15 protein-coding genes and 1 pseudogene are annotated in these 17,456 nt (G+C 40.1%); 6 read left to right on the top strand and 10 right to left on the bottom strand.

Annotation, left to right across the window (positions count from 1 at the left end):
* From HMPREF0023_RS00945 to HMPREF0023_RS00935, 3 genes are all read right to left on the bottom strand, one after another.
* The coding region (locus tag HMPREF0023_RS00945) for a T6SS effector BTH_I2691 family protein (protein ID WP_008940936.1) at positions 1-1,467 on the bottom strand (1,467 nt) is incomplete at its 3' end.
* Positions 1,460-2,377 carry a hypothetical protein gene (locus tag HMPREF0023_RS00940; protein WP_005091075.1) on the bottom strand — a complete coding sequence of 306 codons (918 nt, stop codon included), beginning with the start codon at positions 2,375-2,377 and terminating at the stop codon, positions 1,460-1,462. The genes HMPREF0023_RS00940 and HMPREF0023_RS00945, both read right to left, overlap by 8 nt.
* Positions 2,377-4,986 (bottom strand): type VI secretion system Vgr family protein, encoded by a 2,610-nt coding sequence (locus HMPREF0023_RS00935; protein ID WP_008940935.1) that lies wholly within the window; start codon positions 4,984-4,986, stop codon positions 2,377-2,379. Before HMPREF0023_RS00935 ends, HMPREF0023_RS00940 begins: the two co-directional genes overlap by 1 nt.
* A 172-nt stretch (positions 4,987-5,158) precedes the next feature.
* Here HMPREF0023_RS00935 and HMPREF0023_RS00930 point away from each other — a divergent pair, with 172 nt between their 5' ends.
* Both HMPREF0023_RS00930 and nth read left to right on the top strand, forming a co-directional pair.
* On the top strand, positions 5,159-5,956 hold the full coding sequence (locus tag HMPREF0023_RS00930; protein WP_005091082.1) for an RnfABCDGE type electron transport complex subunit B: 798 nt from the start codon (positions 5,159-5,161) through the stop codon (positions 5,954-5,956).
* Between the two features lies 1 nt (position 5,957).
* The gene (nth, locus tag HMPREF0023_RS00925) at positions 5,958-6,644 is read left to right on the top strand and encodes an endonuclease III (protein ID WP_017396765.1); all 687 of its coding nucleotides are present in this window, start codon (positions 5,958-5,960) and stop codon (positions 6,642-6,644) included.
* Here the strand turns inward: nth and HMPREF0023_RS00920 are convergent.
* From HMPREF0023_RS00920 to HMPREF0023_RS00905, 4 genes are all read right to left on the bottom strand, one after another.
* Entirely contained in the window at positions 6,641-6,823 is a 183-nt protein-coding gene (locus tag HMPREF0023_RS00920) for a hypothetical protein (RefSeq protein WP_005091085.1), read from the bottom strand. The two genes, nth and HMPREF0023_RS00920, sit on opposite strands and share 4 nt — an antisense overlap.
* Positions 6,824-6,884: 61 nt before the next feature.
* Positions 6,885-7,538 (bottom strand): adenylate kinase, encoded by a 654-nt coding sequence (adk, locus tag HMPREF0023_RS00915; RefSeq protein WP_005081914.1) that lies wholly within the window; start codon positions 7,536-7,538, stop codon positions 6,885-6,887.
* Positions 7,539-7,620: 82 nt separating this feature from the next.
* The gene (locus HMPREF0023_RS00910) at positions 7,621-8,934 is read right to left on the bottom strand and encodes a hypothetical protein (protein ID WP_004638396.1); all 1,314 of its coding nucleotides are present in this window, start codon (positions 8,932-8,934) and stop codon (positions 7,621-7,623) included.
* 61 nt (positions 8,935-8,995) lie between these two features.
* Positions 8,996-9,514, bottom strand: coding sequence for a hypothetical protein (locus tag HMPREF0023_RS00905; RefSeq protein ID WP_005081912.1), 519 nt, complete (start codon positions 9,512-9,514; stop codon positions 8,996-8,998).
* A gap of 241 nt (positions 9,515-9,755) precedes the next feature.
* Between HMPREF0023_RS00905 and mrdA the strand changes: the two genes are divergently transcribed.
* Together mrdA and rsmD are read left to right on the top strand one after the other, a co-directional pair.
* Positions 9,756-11,741, top strand: a complete 1,986-nt coding sequence (gene mrdA, locus HMPREF0023_RS00900) for a penicillin-binding protein 2 (RefSeq protein ID WP_004638394.1) — start codon at positions 9,756-9,758, stop codon at positions 11,739-11,741.
* Positions 11,741-12,289 (top strand): 16S rRNA (guanine(966)-N(2))-methyltransferase RsmD, encoded by a 549-nt coding sequence (gene rsmD / locus HMPREF0023_RS00895; RefSeq protein WP_005081910.1) that lies wholly within the window; start codon positions 11,741-11,743, stop codon positions 12,287-12,289. Before mrdA ends, rsmD begins: the two co-directional genes overlap by 1 nt.
* Here the strand turns inward: rsmD and HMPREF0023_RS00890 are convergent.
* Positions 12,286-12,684, bottom strand: a complete 399-nt coding sequence (locus HMPREF0023_RS00890; protein ID WP_005091087.1) for a hypothetical protein — start codon at positions 12,682-12,684, stop codon at positions 12,286-12,288. The two genes, rsmD and HMPREF0023_RS00890, sit on opposite strands and share 4 nt — an antisense overlap.
* A 142-nt stretch (positions 12,685-12,826) precedes the next feature.
* Here HMPREF0023_RS00890 and HMPREF0023_RS00885 point away from each other — a divergent pair, with 142 nt between their 5' ends.
* Together HMPREF0023_RS00885 and HMPREF0023_RS00880 are read left to right on the top strand one after the other, a co-directional pair.
* Positions 12,827-13,177, top strand: a complete 351-nt coding sequence (locus HMPREF0023_RS00885; RefSeq protein WP_004638391.1) for a hypothetical protein — start codon at positions 12,827-12,829, stop codon at positions 13,175-13,177.
* A 38-nt stretch (positions 13,178-13,215) separates the two neighbouring features.
* On the top strand, positions 13,216-13,863 hold the full coding sequence (locus tag HMPREF0023_RS00880; protein ID WP_008940932.1) for a DUF2238 domain-containing protein: 648 nt from the start codon (positions 13,216-13,218) through the stop codon (positions 13,861-13,863).
* A gap of 29 nt (positions 13,864-13,892) precedes the next feature.
* On the opposite strand, the pseudogene blp2 reads toward HMPREF0023_RS00880, so the two are convergent.
* A pseudogene (blp2, locus tag HMPREF0023_RS00870) lies at positions 13,893-16,079 on the bottom strand (Ig-like repeat protein Blp2).
* A gap of 244 nt (positions 16,080-16,323) precedes the next feature.
* Positions 16,324-17,286, bottom strand: coding sequence for a protease SohB (gene sohB / locus HMPREF0023_RS00865; protein ID WP_004638388.1), 963 nt, complete (start codon positions 17,284-17,286; stop codon positions 16,324-16,326).
* Between the last annotated feature and the right edge of the window lie 170 nt (positions 17,287-17,456).

Below are 17,456 nucleotides of genomic sequence, written 5' to 3'. Positions count from 1 at the left end.
GCCTTTTTGTAATAGATTCATTCCATACATTAAATCGAGTAATAATGCATGGAAAATAAAACCATTACTTTCCTTAGCAACTTTACCCTGTTTTAACTCTTCACTCTGATCAAAATAAAAAAGACCTTTTATAAGATTAGAAGAAACTAGCCAATTATAATGATCATCTACATAACGTGCAGCCGCGTTATAGCTTTCATCAGATTTTTTGTCGACATTTTTACGAAATTCCTCCAATGCATCTATATCTAATTGTTTACGATATTTTTCCCATGCTTTATCACCCCCAACAGTCGCTTGTTTAACGGCCTCTGCTCTCTTTTTTTCGAGCTCAGCCGCAGCTTTAGCAGATGCATTTTTTTCGAAATTTTTTAGATTCTCAAGTCTTTTTTTATCCCCCATACGTTCAGCTCGTTGAATCGCAGCTTGGAGATGGGGATCTGTGATTTGCTTTCTCTGCTGTTCGTTTGAATCAATACGCTTAAACTTCGCCTGAATTGAATTAGCAATTAATGTTTCCTTCATATTATCAATCAAGGTCATCGTTTGAAGTTTGTGCTCATTACTAAAGCCATTCTCTTGTTTTTTTAGAAAACTATCGAGACCTTGGAAACTCAAAATATTACGATCTTCATTCAGTTTAGAAGTTATTCCAATTGGATCATATAAAGCGACGCCAATATGGTCTTTTGGCTTTTCATTAAACTTTTTGTTAATCGCACTCCAACGACTAGAACCAAAACTATCCAAAGGTAATGCTACTGTCCCTAACTCACCCGTTGATAAACAATGCTGCTGACTACTCCCCTTAGCAACATCAATTTTTTGCCAATAACCAGAACTAACATACTGATCCGCATTTTTTTCAAATTGAGCTCTCATTTTTTGAGTGAGAGGTGCATGCGCATGCAATAAATAAACTATCTGTGCATCATCATTATTTATAGAGGGTACAGTAATCAAGGATGCATTTGCACTATGTCCTGCTTTATTACATGCAAAATCTTGTGCCACAATGGGCGGTTTCGCTCCTATTGGAAATTCCTGATGATAGCCTTTTTTATTGGTAATATAAGCGACCCATTCTTTTTTCCCTGATTTTCTTTTTATCAATAAATATAGATAACCAGAATTAATCATGCGAACAGTATATTTATAATGTTTAAGTGAAATATTGGTTACATTCGCACCTAGCTGAGCAGGTAACGGTTTTACCCCCATACGAGCAACCGAATATCTTAACGGAAGAATATTGATCCCAGTAGGCCTACAAAAGTTAGTACACTCTTTTTTATCAACTTGCGTTACAGGTATTTTTTTATTTTGTGTGGTAGCGGCTTTAGCCTGTTGACTAATTTTATTCGCATTCGGACTTACACCAAGTTTTTGCGTAACTTTCTGTTGCTGTTGAGCAGGTGTTCCATAAATTTGCATTTGTCTCGCAAAAGTTGGTTTTTCATTAGACATGGTACACCCCTTCTGATTCCTGTTTAACTTGCAAATATTGATGTTCTTCTAAATAACTCATTGCATCGGTGAAAGATTCTTCACGAACTCTGTCAGTCCAATATTGTGTTAATACTTTATTTACAGTCGGGCTATGCATAAAATCATGATGTAAAATAACCGAATACATGCCATAAGCAATTAAATCCGTGACAAATAAAATTCCGTATTGTTTAATGGCTTTATCGAGCGATTCTAAAATTAGGTTGTGATTAATTTCCAACTCACTATCATATATAAGAGATTGTTTAATCACTGTATTAGATAACTCTATCAAATCAAGTCTTTGTGATTCTATTTCATTAAAGCTAAAAGGGAAAACTTGCAATCTTTCTTCCATTCGAACTTCATATAACCCATTGAAAAAAACAAAACTCCAATGTTGTAAAATTGATTCAATTTGCTCACTTTTTTGATGAATAATAGTAGGCAAATATACCAAAACACGTGCATCGTACCATCTAAAAATAAACTTGTTTTTTGCATCTTTTGCAATCAAAAACTTCCTATAGATCTCTACAGTTACCTTCAGATCATCAACATATCCAAATCCACAAATAAAATAACCATCTTCTTGCTGATCCAAATTTAATAATAATGTATCCGTAAGAAAGTTAAGCGTGTTCTCTAAATCCTCTTTTTTCTTTATCTTAATAAAAAATAAATCTGCTTTCTTATTTCGACTTGATGCAGCAAGCTCTATAGGTTCTTTCTCAAAATCAGTTAAGTTTTGTGTAAATTCATCAAAAAAACCATTGAGTAAAGTTTCGTCACATAACAAAGTTACATGGCCATATTTTTCAAAAGAACTCAGAATAACATCGCTTAGCTTTTCCGATGTTAATTCTGCTTTATTTAATAATAGATTCATTAGTCTAGTATCACTTTTGCTGAACCACTTTTCGCTGCATCGGCCTGCTTCGCCGAACAATCAGGTAAATCAATCGCAGGAACACTGACAGATGCTCCACTCTTCAACAAATGCTGCCCTGCTTTCACCTCAAACTTTCCACCTGTAGTCGGGAAAACTCCACCACCATTAATTTCTAGTTGAGAACCTCCAGCCAAGATCACAATTTTCTTTTTCGCCGTAATTTCAATGCGTCCCTCTGTTGAAGTCACTTGCAAAGCATTCCGAGCAATCAGATCAGCCCCACCCCCTTGTGCCTGTATCTCAACCTTGCCTTTGCCTGCAACTTGTTTAATTCCATTTTGTGCTGCAAATAGACTGATCTTTTGGCTGGCTTGGGCAATCAAGTTCTTTTGGGTGGTCAGGTTAATACTGTCGCCTGCAAATTGGTTCAGTTGTCCATCCGCGGACAGATGTATGTCTTCTGAGGTGCTAAGTCCGATGCCATTCGGTGAGCTAAGTAACAGCATCGCTTGTTCAAAGCGGGCTATCTTCTCTTGGATTTGTTCTGCAAATGCCTGTAATTGCTCTACTGATTCTAATTCATCCGTTTGTTGGTTCTTTGCCACTTCACTCAGGGCTTTGGCATTGTTTTGGTTGCCTTCCAGCTGTTGTTTGGCTGTTTGCGCTTCAAGGTGTTCGCCTTGTGCTTGGTCTTGTGCATGGGTGCTGATCAGTAAGCCTTCGCCTGCTCGAATCGCACCCCATTGGTCTGTGCGGAGTTCAAAGCCTTCGCCTCGGTCTTCGCTTTCTGCTTGGGCTTTGGGATGGCTCAGCTTGCCGAGATTGAGTTGACTGGCTGCATGGCTACTTTGTAGTTGGGCACTGATCTGTCCTGTAGTGTCATCAAAGCGCAGTTGGTTGTAGCCTGAACCTTGGTATTCTTTGGATTTGATCCCTGCCAGTTTTTTGGTATCAGGTAATTTGCCTTGGTCATCGAATTTTGTTGGACTGCGTTGTGCTTCGTGGAGTCGTCCTGTGACAAAGGGACGGTCAATGTTGCCATCAAAGAAGTCGATGACGACGATTTCTCCAATGCGGGGTAGGAAGCGTGCGCCATAGCCTTCGCCTGCCCAAGGAGTGAGTACATCCACCCAAGCTGAATCGGTATCGTTGTTGTTGCTGCCTGCACCACCATCGTGGCTATGGTCGTCATTGCGGGTAAACAGGAAGCGAACTTTGATTCGTCCCCATTCATCCACATGGATTTCTTCGCCTTCGGGTCCCACTACTCTGGCACGTTGTGGGTGAGCAGCTGGACGGTGTTGCAGTGGATGGTATTCGGGTACGGTTTTAATATTTCGGCGTTGTAGCGTCAGTTGGTTGGCTTGGCGTTCTTCTGGGTTTGTGTTTTGGTGATCTTGCCATTGGCTTTGGGTGATCAGTTGATGGACTTGTTGTTGTAAGTCTTTTGGTAGGTTGTTTTGGTTGTAGTAGCTTTTGGCGGTGATTAGAAATTCTTGGTCTGCACCACTGTGTTGATCGATCTCTGGGTGTTCGTTGAGTTTAAACCAGTAGCCTACTTGGGTGTCTCGCACTGTAGTACTGGCGATAAATTGTTTGGCTTGGGCATCGTGGTAGTGACTGAGGTGTTGGTTCAGTTTTTCGATTTGGGTGTTGCCTGATGCTGTTGCACCATCTTCACCATTCAGGTCTTGCATCCATGCGGGGGTGAAGTGCCATGCGTCTTCGAGTCCTAAGCTGGCGTTGTCGTGTTGTTGACTATGTTGGTGTTTGCTTTGAACGCTACCTGCTCCGTCTTCTTGTTCTAAGGCATCGGCTTGCCAACGTTGGATATGGACTGCTGTGGGTTGTAGCGCACGTTCTGCAATGAGGCTGGTCATGCTGTCGTATTGTTCGGTGGCACTGCTACGGTGGTAGCGAATTGTTCTTCGATTTAAGGCTTGGTATTGGCTGTTGTCATCGATCAAGCGAAGTTTTTGTGCTTGGATTGGACTGTTGCTGTTGGCAACGTTCAGTTGAGTTTCATCGATCAGCCAGTTAATGCCTTCGCTTCGGAGCAGTCGGGTAATGAAGTCGTAGTCGCTTTCATTGGCTTGCATCACAAAGGGACGGATGTCGTAGTCTTGTTTGATCCCACCAAGGTCGAGTGTAAGACTTGATGCAAATAGTGGGCTGCGTTGTTGCCATTCTTTGAATAGGGTTTGTACGATGTCGAGTACATTTTTATTCATAAACACGCGGCTGTTTCGGCGTTTATGCCACAGCGCGGTTGCATCTTGGAGTTTGAGTTTATACAGCGTGAGGCTACCGTCAGATTGTCCTTGTACGGCTTCTGTGATAATCCCTGTGGTTCTAAATAGTGTACCTGTATCAGTAACTTGGTCTATCGCTGCCTGACAACCGATGAACTGTTTTAATGGGATGTGGGCGTTAGTTGATAGGCAGATCAGTTCTGCAGTCATGCCCTGATTAATGGCATGCTGACCTTGAATTTTTTGGAGGAAGACTTGTTGATTTAAGCTCGGATTGGCAAATTGTATGTGTATCGCACGTTTTTGTGCGGTAAGACCTAATTGGTCAAGCGCTTTGAATATATTGTTCAACATTTGTTATAAAATATCGCCTAAAATCTCGAGCATTCTATAAGAAACATACAAGTTCGTCTATGTATTTAATGTTATAGATCTGGCGCAAAAGTCAACGTCTCCTCCAAGGTGACTCGTCGTAGACAGTGATTATTGCTATACTATCGATCCTGTTTTTGCTGTTCCCATGTTCATGTCATCATCTGTGCAACATTCGCTTATTGTTCAAATAGACCAACACCTACCCCAAACACAATGCGGTTTGTGTGGGCATCGTGACGGATGTTTGCCTTATGCTAAAGCCATTGCAGAAGGTGAAGATGCCAACAAATGTGTACCAGGCGGACAACCAGTTGCAGATGCTTTAGCAACACTCCTGCAACGTCCTCGATTGGTTGCTGAACCAAGTGTTTGGGAGATTCAGGCCGATGGTCGTCCACAACGTATGAAAGCAATCATTCGTGAGGATGAATGTATTGGCTGCACCAAATGCATTAGTGCTTGCCCTGTTGATGCCATTATTGGAAGTGGCAAATTAATGCATAGTATTTTGACCGACTTGTGTACAGGTTGTGAATTATGCATTCCTCCTTGTCCGGTTGACTGCATTGATTTGATCCCAGATACCAAACCATTGCCAACCGAAGTACAACGCACAACAGAACAAGACGATTTAAGACATCGTTACTATGCACATATCCAACGTGAAGAAAGACGGCGTATTCATCGCAAAGGTCCAATTGTACGTGCAGAAATTGATGTCGAGTTTTTTGCTCAATTTTCTCAGACAGTGAACAATGTCCCTGTCATTACACTCGCTGAACAACCAAAAGAAAAGCCATCGCTAGATGCAAAAACCACGATTGAACTTGCCAAGATCCGGACTCAAATCAAGAAATTAGAAAAGCAACTCAGTGTACGTGCGGATGAACAAAAACAAACACAACTCATTGCTCTCCAACAACGTTTAAATGAATTGCAAGGAATCTAAAATGCCTGTCAAAAATATGACCAAAAAGCAAATTCAGATTTTCTTTGAACGTCTACGAGAGCAACGTCCAAATCCTCAAACTGAGCTCAACTATAGTTCACCATTTGAACTACTAATTGCAGTTATGCTTTCTGCACAAGCCACAGATGTCAGCGTCAATAAAGCGACCGATAAGCTTTATCCAATTGCAAATACGGCACAAGCCATTTTAAATCTCGGTGTTGATGGGTTAAAAGAATATATTAAGACGATCGGTCTCTATAATGCCAAAGCAGAAAATGTGATTAAGACCTGTCAGATTCTGGTCAACCAATATCAAGGACAAGTCCCTGAAACACGCAAAGAACTTGAAGCCCTACCTGGTGTAGGACGCAAAACAGCCAATGTTGTTTTGAATACCGCATTTGGTCAACCTACGATGGCTGTGGACACACACATTTTCCGAGTAGGAAATCGCACAGGCCTAGCGATTGGAAAAAATGTGCTCGAAGTTGAAGCTCGACTGATTAAAGTCATTCCGAAAGAATTTATCATCGATGCACACCATTGGTTAATCTTGCATGGGCGCTATTGTTGTATCGCACGCAAACCCAAATGTGGCGAATGTATTGTTTCAGATGTATGTCATTGGCCCGACCGTTTTGAGTTCGGGGCGAACAAAGCAATTACAGTTAAAAATCTCAATTAATCTTGAGATTTTTTTTGCTGCTGTAATTTAGGATGAAGCTGACGCGCTTTACCATGTTTTTTATTTTCCAAAGCTTGTTGCTGTTGTACATGGCGCAGCATTTTTTGGCTTTGATACAATAAAAAAAGCAATAATGCAAAACTCAAAACCACGGCAATAATCAAGATAAACTTCAGCATTATTTTCTCCCAAATAAAAAGAGCTCTATATTCAGAGCTCTTTTATCATCAACAATTTAGATTACTTGTCTAAAATTGCGAACAAATCTTTTTGAACGTCTTCAATTGCACGTAAACCATCCAACTTATTGTAAGTTGGTGCATTTTCGCCTGAAGCAGCACGTCCTTGGTAGAAACCAACCAATTGCTCAGTTTCGCTGTGGTATGAACCTAGACGCTTACGAATGGTTTCCTCTTGATCATCTGGACGCTGTACCAAGTCTTCGCCAGTCTCATCATCTTTACCTTCCACTTTTGGTGGATTGTAAACAATATGATATACACGACCAGAAGCTGGATGTTGACGACGACCAGAAAGACGTTGAACAATTTCTTCGTCTGGTACATCAATCTCAATCACATGATCAATGCTAATACCTGCCACTTCTAATGCTTCAGCTTGTGGAATGGTACGTGGGAAACCGTCAAAAATACAACCGTTTTCACAGTCAGGCTGAGCAATACGTTCTTTAACTAAGCCAATAATTAGCTCGTCAGAAACCAAACCACCTGACTCCATAACGCTTTTCGCTTTTAAGCCAAGTTCAGTACCTTCACGAATTGCAGCACGGAGCATATCACCGGTTGAAATTTGTGGGATATTGTAGCGCTTACAGATCAACTGAGCTTGGGTACCTTTGCCTGCCCCAGGTGGTCCGAGTAAAATAATGCGCATAAAGAACATCCTCATCTAAAAACAATAAATCTTAAATTGAGCAATATCATACAGATTTATCGCTCAACCAACATCAAATTAATTATAAGAAAGCAACAAATAAGTGAATTAAACCAGCGAAGAAACCAGTTACACCACCCAGTACAATTAAAATCCATTCATCCTCTTGGAATGCAGGGCGTAATAAGTTCTGGAATTCTTTCGGCGTCAGTTCACGAATTCGATCTCTAAACATTTGAAAGATTTTCTGTGCACGGCTTGCATTCAAGGCTGGATCACATACTGGACCCATGGTAATTTCAATCGAACGATCAATCAAGTCGGTCTTTAGTCTAGCATACTCTCTTGGCCCTAAAGATAATTGCAATGATGTTCGCACCAAAGGTGTTTCCATAATTTCATTGATATGACGTTTAACGATACGGCGCGTTTTATCTTTTTTACTACCATACATCATTTCAGTCATAATCGACTTCAATGTAATCAGATCTTCTGTTACGACACTGGCAAATACATCCGAAACCTCTTCTTGACGTTTCATAAATGCACCCTGCACATTGTAAGTACCAATCTTAAGTACAGGCACAATCCAAGGGAATTTACGGTCTTTGGTTAAACGGAAAATCTGAGGATAACGAATCGGATGTGGTTCAATCGGATTGAATACCATCCAGATCGCGATCCAGTTGGTCAAGAAGCCCCAAATCGCCGCCCAAAATGGAACTGTCCAATGCCAAGGTACAATGAACCAAACAATCATTTGGAAAATACCAAAGAACATCCCGATCAATGCACTGATATGCCAAATAAAGTTAATTTCTTTTTGGCCAACTTTAAGGAACATACGCACCATTAAACGGCGATCACCTTCCATTTGGCTCACGACCATTTCACGCATATCGACCAATGACTCAACGTTCATGGTCAGTTCAGTCACCAATTCTTTCAGTGTATTTGGTAACTGTTTATGTGCTTGGGCATAGATACGACGTTTAATCGAATACGGTAGGTTTTCCCATAGCACCGCATTTCGATCAATCATGACCTCATCAATCAAGTGCTCAAGTTCAAATCCAACTTGCTCACCAATGATCATTGCCATGTCTTCAGGATCCATCGCCTCCAAAAATTCACGCAATGAACCCAATTTTGATAGTGTATTGTCAGTAATAATGCCTGAAATACGCCCTGCTTTGCGTGGCACGATGCCCTGCCATCCTACGGGCAATGGCCCTAAGTGAAATCCCCAAAATTTAATTGGGTAGAACACCATTTTTAAAGCCATCCACACGTGCGCCCATGTCACAAAAGCAGTGACGGGGATAATGCTGAGGACTGCCCAAAAATCTGGACGAGCTAAAAAAATCTGCCACAATTCATTGACGTAATCAAACATGCATGACTCTCAGAATTATTGATACATTATGACTCATCGGCGTTAAACAACTTGTTCACACTTATAAGCCAAAACTTAAGGTATAAGAGAATTGAATTGTAGGTTCTGTTTTCTCTATGAGATCACCATTCGCATTTTTCATACGCTCACCTGCTCCAATTCCCACACTAAAGGTACTGATACGTTCCGAATTCAACCACACGAACGCAAGATCGACACCCGCGCCTAAGCGCGCTTTTTCTTCATTATCTATTTGCTTACTTTCAATATGGCCAACATACGCTCCGATGTAATAACCATTTTTATCTGTACCTGTTAGGTGGTACGGATAGCGAAATCCAAGTTGCCCACCCGCAGGATTGTCATCATTCATGAATGCACCTGCTTTAGCATAGGCGATTCCATAAGGGTTTACCCACTCCAAATTGGCGTGTAATAGTTTTTTAGTGAAACCTGCCCCAACATTCCATGTTGAAACCTTTGCATCTGTCAATTTCGCTTCAGGAAGAAATGAGTTTCCTTCAGCATGCGCCAAACCACTAACCGCCGTAACCGCGAGTAAAAGATAAATTTTTCTCATTATTTTCTCCATTTTCCCTAAGAGTGTGTATTGGTATGTCCTATCTCAAGCCGTTTGTGACTTTAACAGAATTATTTTGCTTCTAATATACAAGACCGTACAATTTTAATGTCTGCAAAGTCAAAAACGGTCAATCAAACATTTGCATGATTCGTTGAAAATTCTACAGTAAGATCATGCAACTTACGTTAAAATATTCAGTCTTTGTATTCTCTCAATCTTGTAATTAAGTCGATACCCTATGAAACAGCACTTTCCTTTAAAAAACATGCAACAAGAAAAGCGCATTTATAAGGGTCGAATTTTCTTTGCAATGTTTGTTGTCGCAACTTTTTTACTGTTGCTGATCTGTCGTTATGCATATTTACAGATTGTTCATTACGATGATTTTACAACAGCATCAGATAAGAACAGGATTCGTTTGCAACCACTGCCACCTGCGCGTGGTTATATTTATGACCGTAATGGCATTTTATTGGCAGATAACTATCCTGTATTTACTGCCACGCTTAGCCGCACTGATGTCAGTGATATTGATGATACATTGGAACGTCTCATTCCCGTATTAAGCCTGACACAAGAAGACGTGGATCGTTTTAAAAGTCGTGTCAAAACTGCCCGAAAAACTGAACGTATTGCGATCAAACTCAATTTAAATGAAGCCGATATTGCTAAATTTAGTGAGGTCAAATATGCATTTCCCGGCGTAAAAATTGAAACGCAAATGACACGCTATTATCCATTTGGCGAATTATTTGCACACGTCATAGGCTATGTTGGACGTATTAATGACCGAGAATTAAGGGCGATTGATAAAGACTTATATGCAGGAACAAACCTAATCGGGAAAATCGGTGTAGAAAAAAGCTACGAAGAATTACTACATGGACATCCAGGTTATGAATCTGTTGAAGCCGATGCACACGGTAATGTGCTTCGTAAGCTAGGACGCAAAGATCCAACGCGTGGCAATGATTTATATTTATCCTTGGATTATGGTTTACAAACTATTGCATCGGAACAATTGGCTGGGCGACGTGGTGCTATTGTCGCCATGGATCCTCGTACTGGTGAGATTTTAGCTCTCGTTTCTAGCCCAAGCTTTAACCCTAATCTGTTCGTCACCGGCATTAGTTACAACGATTATGGGTCATTACGTGACAACCCTGATCAACCATTATTTAACCGTGCAGTACAAGGTGTATACCCTCCGGGTTCAACGATTAAGCCGATGTTTGGCTTAGGCGGAATTCATTATGGTTTAGTGGATTGGAACACAGCGATTTCCGACCCTGGTTATTTCTCACTACCTGGAGATAGCCACCGCTTCCGTGACCATAAGAAAAGCGGTCATGGACTGGTCAATATGCACAAAGCTCAAATCGTTTCTTGTGATACCTATTTCTATGTCTTGTCTTATCGTATGGGCATTGAAAAAATGAATGAGTGGATGCGCCAATTCGGTTTTGGTGAGAAAACAGGAATTGATTTACCTAGTGAAAGTACTGGCCTATATCCAAGTCCTGAATGGAAAATGAGAACCCGTAATGCCAAATGGTTAAAGGGTGAAACCATTTCTGTGAGTATTGGACAAGGTGCTTTTACAGCGACACCACTTCAACTGGCAATGGCAACAGCAATTACAGCCAATCAAGGTGCACATGTAACCCCTCATGTATTACGTGAGACCAAAGGTACAAAGAAGCATGATGTTCACAACGCACCTGATGGACAAATTCAATTTAATGGCACACTCGATGACTGGGTAAAAATGCGTGAAGCAATGGTCGATGTCATTCAATCAGGGACTGGCCGAGGAATCAAAAGCGGTTTGCAATATTCGATTGCTGGTAAAACAGGTACCGCTCAAGTGAAAAGTATTGCACAGGGCAAGCGTTATAACGAAGCTGCACTCTCTGAACGTCAGCGCGATCATGGTCTATTTGTAGGTTTTGCCCCTGCTGAAAATCCAGAAATTGCCATTGCAGTCGTTTGGGAAAATGGTCGAAGTGGTGGTGCTGCAACACAAATTGCACGCCCAATTTTTGACTATTGGCTAGTTAAACGTAAGACAGAACCACTAAGACCAGCCAATCACCAAATCAGCGGTGGTCTAATGACCGCAGGTATCAAACCAGGTGAGTTACCGAGTGGAAATGTATCAACAACTACGCCTGCACCTCCAACTGACCAACCAGCTCAACCTGCCGATGGAATTTCAGAATAATGAAGAACCAGCTACGTATTATTGGTGGAGAATGGAAACGACGTGTTTTACCATTTGCCAGTATCGAGGGTTTACGCCCTACCCCAGATCGCGTGCGAGAAACCTTATTTAATTGGTTAATGTGGGATATCCAAAATGCACAGGTTTTAGATCTGTGCAGTGGTTCAGGTGCACTTGGCTTTGAAGCACTATCACGTGGTGCAGCACAAGTGGTCATGATCGAACCGAATACCACACAAGCACGTTATTTAAAAGACAACCTTCAGCTACTCAAAGCTCAAAACTGTCGCCTCATTATCAGCACAGCTCAACAAGCATTAAACAAATTAACTGAACAATTTGATGTTGTATTTCTCGATCCACCTTATAGCCTCGATTTATGGCAAGAGTTATCAACGTTGGCTGATCGATTGATTAAAGATAACGCTTATATCTATGTTGAAGCAGACCGCGAATTATCCCAAATCCAATTACCTGCATCATGGCAAAAAATAAAAGAAACCAAAGCTGGACAAGTTCGAGCAGCGTTATACCAAAAGAAAATTTAAAATAGGCGTAACCAGAAAAAACGAATTAATTGCCCTCGATCAAATGGGAAACTGGACAGATACTCATAGCCAATTCGATTGCTCGAGTTAAACTGATACACAATCCCATATCCCAATGAAATGGAAAAATCATCTAAGGAGAGGCTCTGTGTCTCTCCTGTCAACATCTTATGGTTGAATTGATTGGTTTGATAAGCGGTATAATTGTAGATACGCCAACGTTCATCCTGAAAAAACATATTATGCAAAATGGAATAATCAGTTTTGCTTTGTTGAGGATATGCAGAATCAAATAGCTCCTCTGAATCATCTTTGATTTCTGCAAAAAAATTATAATCCTCTGCATAGGTATAACTGGATAGAAGCAACAGTAGCCCACAGATAAAAACTTGCATCATTAATTCAAAATATTTGGGATCAAGGATAGAGATAGCATAACGCCTAAAATAAATTTTACTATGTTAGACATAAATTATTATTTTATAAAATAAATGTTATATACCATAATACCGCCTTTAGAATTTCACCTTAAATAACATGAAACTTTTTTTCTTACTTGTTGCTATGCTAACTTTAACTGGCTGTCTGTTTGGGAAATCAAATGAAGTACAACGCGCAGAAAAAATCTTTCAACATTTTGAATGCAGTAATATTGAAACCAATCAACTGGCATCATCATCTATTTCTAGCTTCCACCAACAATCTCTTGCGGTAAATAAAGAAAAAGCCAGTTCTTATATTGAACAGTATAAGAATGGTGAAGATCTCTTTGACATCCCCTTAGATGAAGTTGTACAACAAAAATATCAATTATATAAACAAGCGTGTCAGGCACTTGGCGGTATCTCTTCAGCGAAACAAACCATCCGCATAGATGATGCTGAATAAGATCCAAACTCAGTGTTAGACCTCATTTGAGATATGGCATGATCGAAAAAAAATTTAGTTTAAAACATTCTATTGCCCTTGCAATGGTGCTGCTTTTTATCATCATCGCTAGTATCAATCCATTAGAATTTGAGTCTTATCTATTACACCAAGCAGGCACGGTCATCATGCTGATTGCTCTCATCGTTACGATGCAGAAAATCGGCATCGATTTTTTTAGCTTTTGTTTATATTTAGCTTTCCTATTTATTCACATCATTGGAGCACATTATTTATATTCTTATGTTCCATATAATCAGTGGCTTCTAGATCTCTTTGCTTTTGATTTAAATCAAGGTATGGGATGGTCACGTAACATGTATGATCGATTAGTTCATTTTGCTTATGGTGTATTGCTTTACCCATTTTTTTATCGTTGTTTTCAAGTTTGGATTCCATCAGCAAAACCCTTCACCCTATTTTTATTGGTTCTCCAATTTGTTATGGCATCCAGTATGATTTACGAGCTACTTGAATGGGGGCTATCCATAGGTCTATCCCCCGAAGATGCTGAAAATTATAATGGGCAACAAGGCGATATGTGGGATGCACATAAAGATATGTTCTTGGCAACCATCGGTGCATTACTTATGGGCATCGGGTATTATTATCAAACGTCAAATACCCATGCAAAAACATCAACATAAATACCTTTGTGTCGAATCCACCCAATGATTTAAATCATTGGGTGCTGAACCGTATCGAATAATGCAAAAGGATCAGATTTAATCGTCTGTGAAAAATCTGTATATACGGTACTCAGTCCAGTATCCGATACAGCTGTATCTGATGGAACTAGTGTTTGCTCTGGAACGAGTTGATCCAGCACATCATCCAATTGATTAGAATGTTGATCCGATGAAATCATGACCTCATCTAGCACAATCGTTTCAAGTTGATTGAAAGAAAGTGTACTTGCCTCAGTATTAGCAAGTAATTTTTCCAAATCAACTGAATCCGCAAGTGAGATTTCAGCGTGCTGTGTTTCAAATGATTCTGTTTGAGCCAAGGTGTTAGTCGTTACAGGAGCAACTACTGTAAAATTAAATGCATCACTCACTTCACTGGTATTTCCCGCCGCATCTGTTTGGGTTAGGGTGATTTTATGAGATCCCAAGGCTAAATCTTGAGTAATTTCAAAACTCCACTTTCCATCATTACCAACAGTAACGGTCCCAATCGGCTACCCATTGTCATAAATGGTTAATACAGCTTTAGCTTCCCCTCTTCCAGATAATGTTGGTCTTGCATCATCCGTACTTCCCCCTGTACTAATCGGGCCTTTTACCGCCCCAACATCATCCACGACTTTTTCTAATACAGGTTTTGTTGGCGCTATAGTATCTTTATTCCCAATAACATTTGCTTCAACTGAACGGTTACCAGCCGCATCAATTACATAAACCTTCCCGCTGTTTTTATCTGTTAAAGCTGGTGAAACAGTAACCGTAAATTTGCCATCAGCGCCGACTGTACCAGAACCAATCACTTTTCCGTCAGCACTTCTAATTTCAATTTTCGCATTGGCTTCAGCCGTACCTGTTATGGTGTCTCCAGCCGCATTAATTTGTACAGTTGCCTGATCAGGTGCAATTGTATCTTTACCCGCATTAATTTCGACGGGTTTAGACTGATTACCAGCTGCATCTTCAATAGTAATCGTACCTTTTTTTCCATCAGTCAAAGCTGGGGAAATATTTACTTCAAATTTACCTTGCGCATCAACCGTACCACTGCCTATTATATTCCCATCGGCATCTTTAATTAATACTTTTGCATTGGCCTCAGCCTTCCCTTGAATAATTGAACCTTCTTTGTTCACTTCGACTAAAGGTTTTTCTGGTGCAACCGTATCTTTACCTGCAACCACCTTAGATGCTTCAGACTTATTACCAGCTGCATCTTCGGCGATCACAGTCCCGCCTTTTTCATCAGTCAGTGGTGGAGTAACCTGTATCGAGTACAAACCTTCTTTATTTGCTTTAACTGTTCCTAATAATTTTCCATCAGAATCAAAAATAGATACTTTGGCATTTGCTTCCGTTTTACCGGTTACGATCGTACCGTCTGCATTTAGCTGAGCAGTTGGTGCATCAGGTGCAATCGTATCTTTCGTACCAGTCACAGAGGTACCTTGTGAAATATTTCCCGCACGATCTACAGCAACAACACTCACTTTATTACCATCAGTCAACGCCTGATCAAGTTTTATCGTATAGTTTCCTTGATCATCGGCCTGCCCACTTGCAATCACCTTACCCGTCGCATCACGAATTAATATCTTAGCTTTTGCCTCGGTTTTACCTGAGATCGTTAATCCATCACTGGCTAAAGTCGCTGTAGGCGTCGCTGGTGGTGTAGTGTCTTTAGGTGAGTTATCACTCTTTTTATTGTCATCATCATCCTTTACTGCCCATAGGTAAATTCCTTCTGCAGCAAGCGCAACCAACCCAGCTTTCATCAGTTGTGACTTTGTAACACCAAAATCATCTGATCCATCTTGGTTCATTGGCGTTTGCGTTGGTGACTGAGTGTAAGCAAATTGAGACAACTGGGTTGCAGGCACATAACGGATAAACTCACCAGACTGATCAAACTGTGCAACTTCATACGTTCCGTCAGCTTTTACAAGTGCTAAACTATGTTCACTGGTACCATTCTCATTGTAAAAGTCACTGATTACAATCTTTTCTCCATTCTTCAATGTAATGACAAGATCATTACCTTGCTTTGTAATTGACTTTACATCTGCTTGAGTTATACCAATTTGTACAATAGAAGGCTGATTTAAAATCACTTCTTTCATTTGCGCATCTTGTAAAGTCATTAAATTTTTCTTTGAAGAAACGACAACGTTCGTCATTATTATGCTCACTGATCCATTATAATTTTTAAGACTTATCGATTAATGAATAATTAAGTTATTAATCTAGCAATTAAAGTATCAAATGATCACTATAAGAACAATCATCTCAAAGCAAGTTTTGTCGCTTTTATTTAGCTGACCATTTGTTAAAATCTTTAAAGTTTTATTTTTGAAAATAATTATATTTCTTTATAAAAAAACCAGCCTTATTTAAGACTGGTTTCCAATACAATCCATCCAATTAGAATTTCGGATCACGCATTTGTACCAAACTGCTATTTGCTTTAGCTAAACTATCGGCCAACTTACCCATGACAGTTGGAATAAGATTTTCAGCCATTTGTGCTGCTTGTAATCCAAGCTTTTCACCAAACGTTGGACGCTTGCGCGTATTGATGACATAGACATCATGTTGCGACAACAAACCAAGTAAATATTCATCTGAGGTCTGAAGCTTATCCACTAAGTTTAACTGACGTGCATCTTCGCCATACCAATGCTCACCTGTTGCAACTTTTTCAACATCTAATTGAGGACGATATTTTTCGATGAAGTGTTTGAAGAGAACATGTGTCTGTTGTAATTCTTCTTCAAATTTAGCTTTACCTTCAGGCGTATTTTCACCAAACATGGTGACTGTACGTTTATATTGACCAGCGGTGTATAGATCAAAATCTACATGATGTTGTTTGAGTAAGCGATTGAAATTAGGTACTTGTGCCACCACACCAATTGATCCAACGACTGCAAATGGCGCTGAAATAATTTCACTTGCGATACATGCCATCATGTAGCCACCGCTAGCAGCTACTTTATCCACACAAATCGTCACATGAAAGCCCGCATCACGTAAACGAACCAATTGTGCAGCAGCAAGACCATAACCGTGAACCATACCGCCAGGACTCTCTAAACGCACTACAACACGATCATGTCCTGCTTTTGCCGTCGCTAGAATCAGAGTAATTTCTTCACGAATCGTATCGACTGCGGAAGCCTGCATATCCCCTTTAAAATCTAAGACATATATTTTCTTATCATTCTTTTTACGTACTTTTGCTTCTTTTGCAAGTTGTTGAACAAGTTGCAATAATTCCAAACGAGAAGCTGTAGTCTGCGCAATCTTTTTTCTTTGTTCATTTACACGCGCGTTTAAATGGCTAATACGAATTTCAGCAGGAAATTTAGGTAAATGGAATAACATAAAATATGTGCTCTTTAGTTCGGCTTTATTGCACTAAGATGCGGTCTGTTCAATAAAAATTCAATAGTGAATTTGCAAAATAGATTCATTTTCATCTATATACACGCTGAATTCGGAGAAACTTTCTTCAAGTGTACAGACTAAAATTTCATATTGATCTACGACATCAA

This window comes from Acinetobacter sp. ATCC 27244, assembly GCF_000156555.1.
Classification (GTDB): Bacteria; Pseudomonadota; Gammaproteobacteria; order Pseudomonadales; family Moraxellaceae; genus Acinetobacter; species Acinetobacter haemolyticus.
The sequence above is the reverse complement of the archived record's forward strand: the minus strand, read 5'-3'. Positions and strand labels throughout refer to the sequence as shown.

Bases quoted from the DNA above. Each gene is read 5' to 3' on its own strand.
- HMPREF0023_RS00940 (WP_005091075.1), bottom strand. From the start codon at position 2,377: ATGAATCTATTATTAAATAAAGCAGAATTAACATCGGAAAAGCTAAGC.
- HMPREF0023_RS00935 (WP_008940935.1), bottom strand. From the start codon at position 4,986: ATGTTGAACAATATATTCAAAGCGCTTGACCAATTAGGTCTTACCGCA.
- HMPREF0023_RS00930 (WP_005091082.1), top strand. From the start codon at position 5,159: ATGTCATCATCTGTGCAACATTCGCTTATTGTTCAAATAGACCAACAC.
- nth (WP_017396765.1), top strand. From the start codon at position 5,958: ATGCCTGTCAAAAATATGACCAAAAAGCAAATTCAGATTTTCTTTGAA.
- HMPREF0023_RS00920 (WP_005091085.1), bottom strand. From the start codon at position 6,823: ATGCTGAAGTTTATCTTGATTATTGCCGTGGTTTTGAGTTTTGCATTA.
- adk (WP_005081914.1), bottom strand. From the start codon at position 7,538: ATGCGCATTATTTTACTCGGACCACCTGGGGCAGGCAAAGGTACCCAA.
- HMPREF0023_RS00910 (WP_004638396.1), bottom strand. From the start codon at position 8,934: ATGTTTGATTACGTCAATGAATTGTGGCAGATTTTTTTAGCTCGTCCA.
- HMPREF0023_RS00905 (WP_005081912.1), bottom strand. From the start codon at position 9,514: ATGAGAAAAATTTATCTTTTACTCGCGGTTACGGCGGTTAGTGGTTTG.
- mrdA (WP_004638394.1), top strand. From the start codon at position 9,756: ATGAAACAGCACTTTCCTTTAAAAAACATGCAACAAGAAAAGCGCATT.
- rsmD (WP_005081910.1), top strand. From the start codon at position 11,741: ATGAAGAACCAGCTACGTATTATTGGTGGAGAATGGAAACGACGTGTT.
- HMPREF0023_RS00890 (WP_005091087.1), bottom strand. From the start codon at position 12,684: ATGCAAGTTTTTATCTGTGGGCTACTGTTGCTTCTATCCAGTTATACC.
- HMPREF0023_RS00885 (WP_004638391.1), top strand. From the start codon at position 12,827: ATGAAACTTTTTTTCTTACTTGTTGCTATGCTAACTTTAACTGGCTGT.
- HMPREF0023_RS00880 (WP_008940932.1), top strand. From the start codon at position 13,216: ATGATCGAAAAAAAATTTAGTTTAAAACATTCTATTGCCCTTGCAATG.
- sohB (WP_004638388.1), bottom strand. From the start codon at position 17,286: ATGTTATTCCATTTACCTAAATTTCCTGCTGAAATTCGTATTAGCCAT.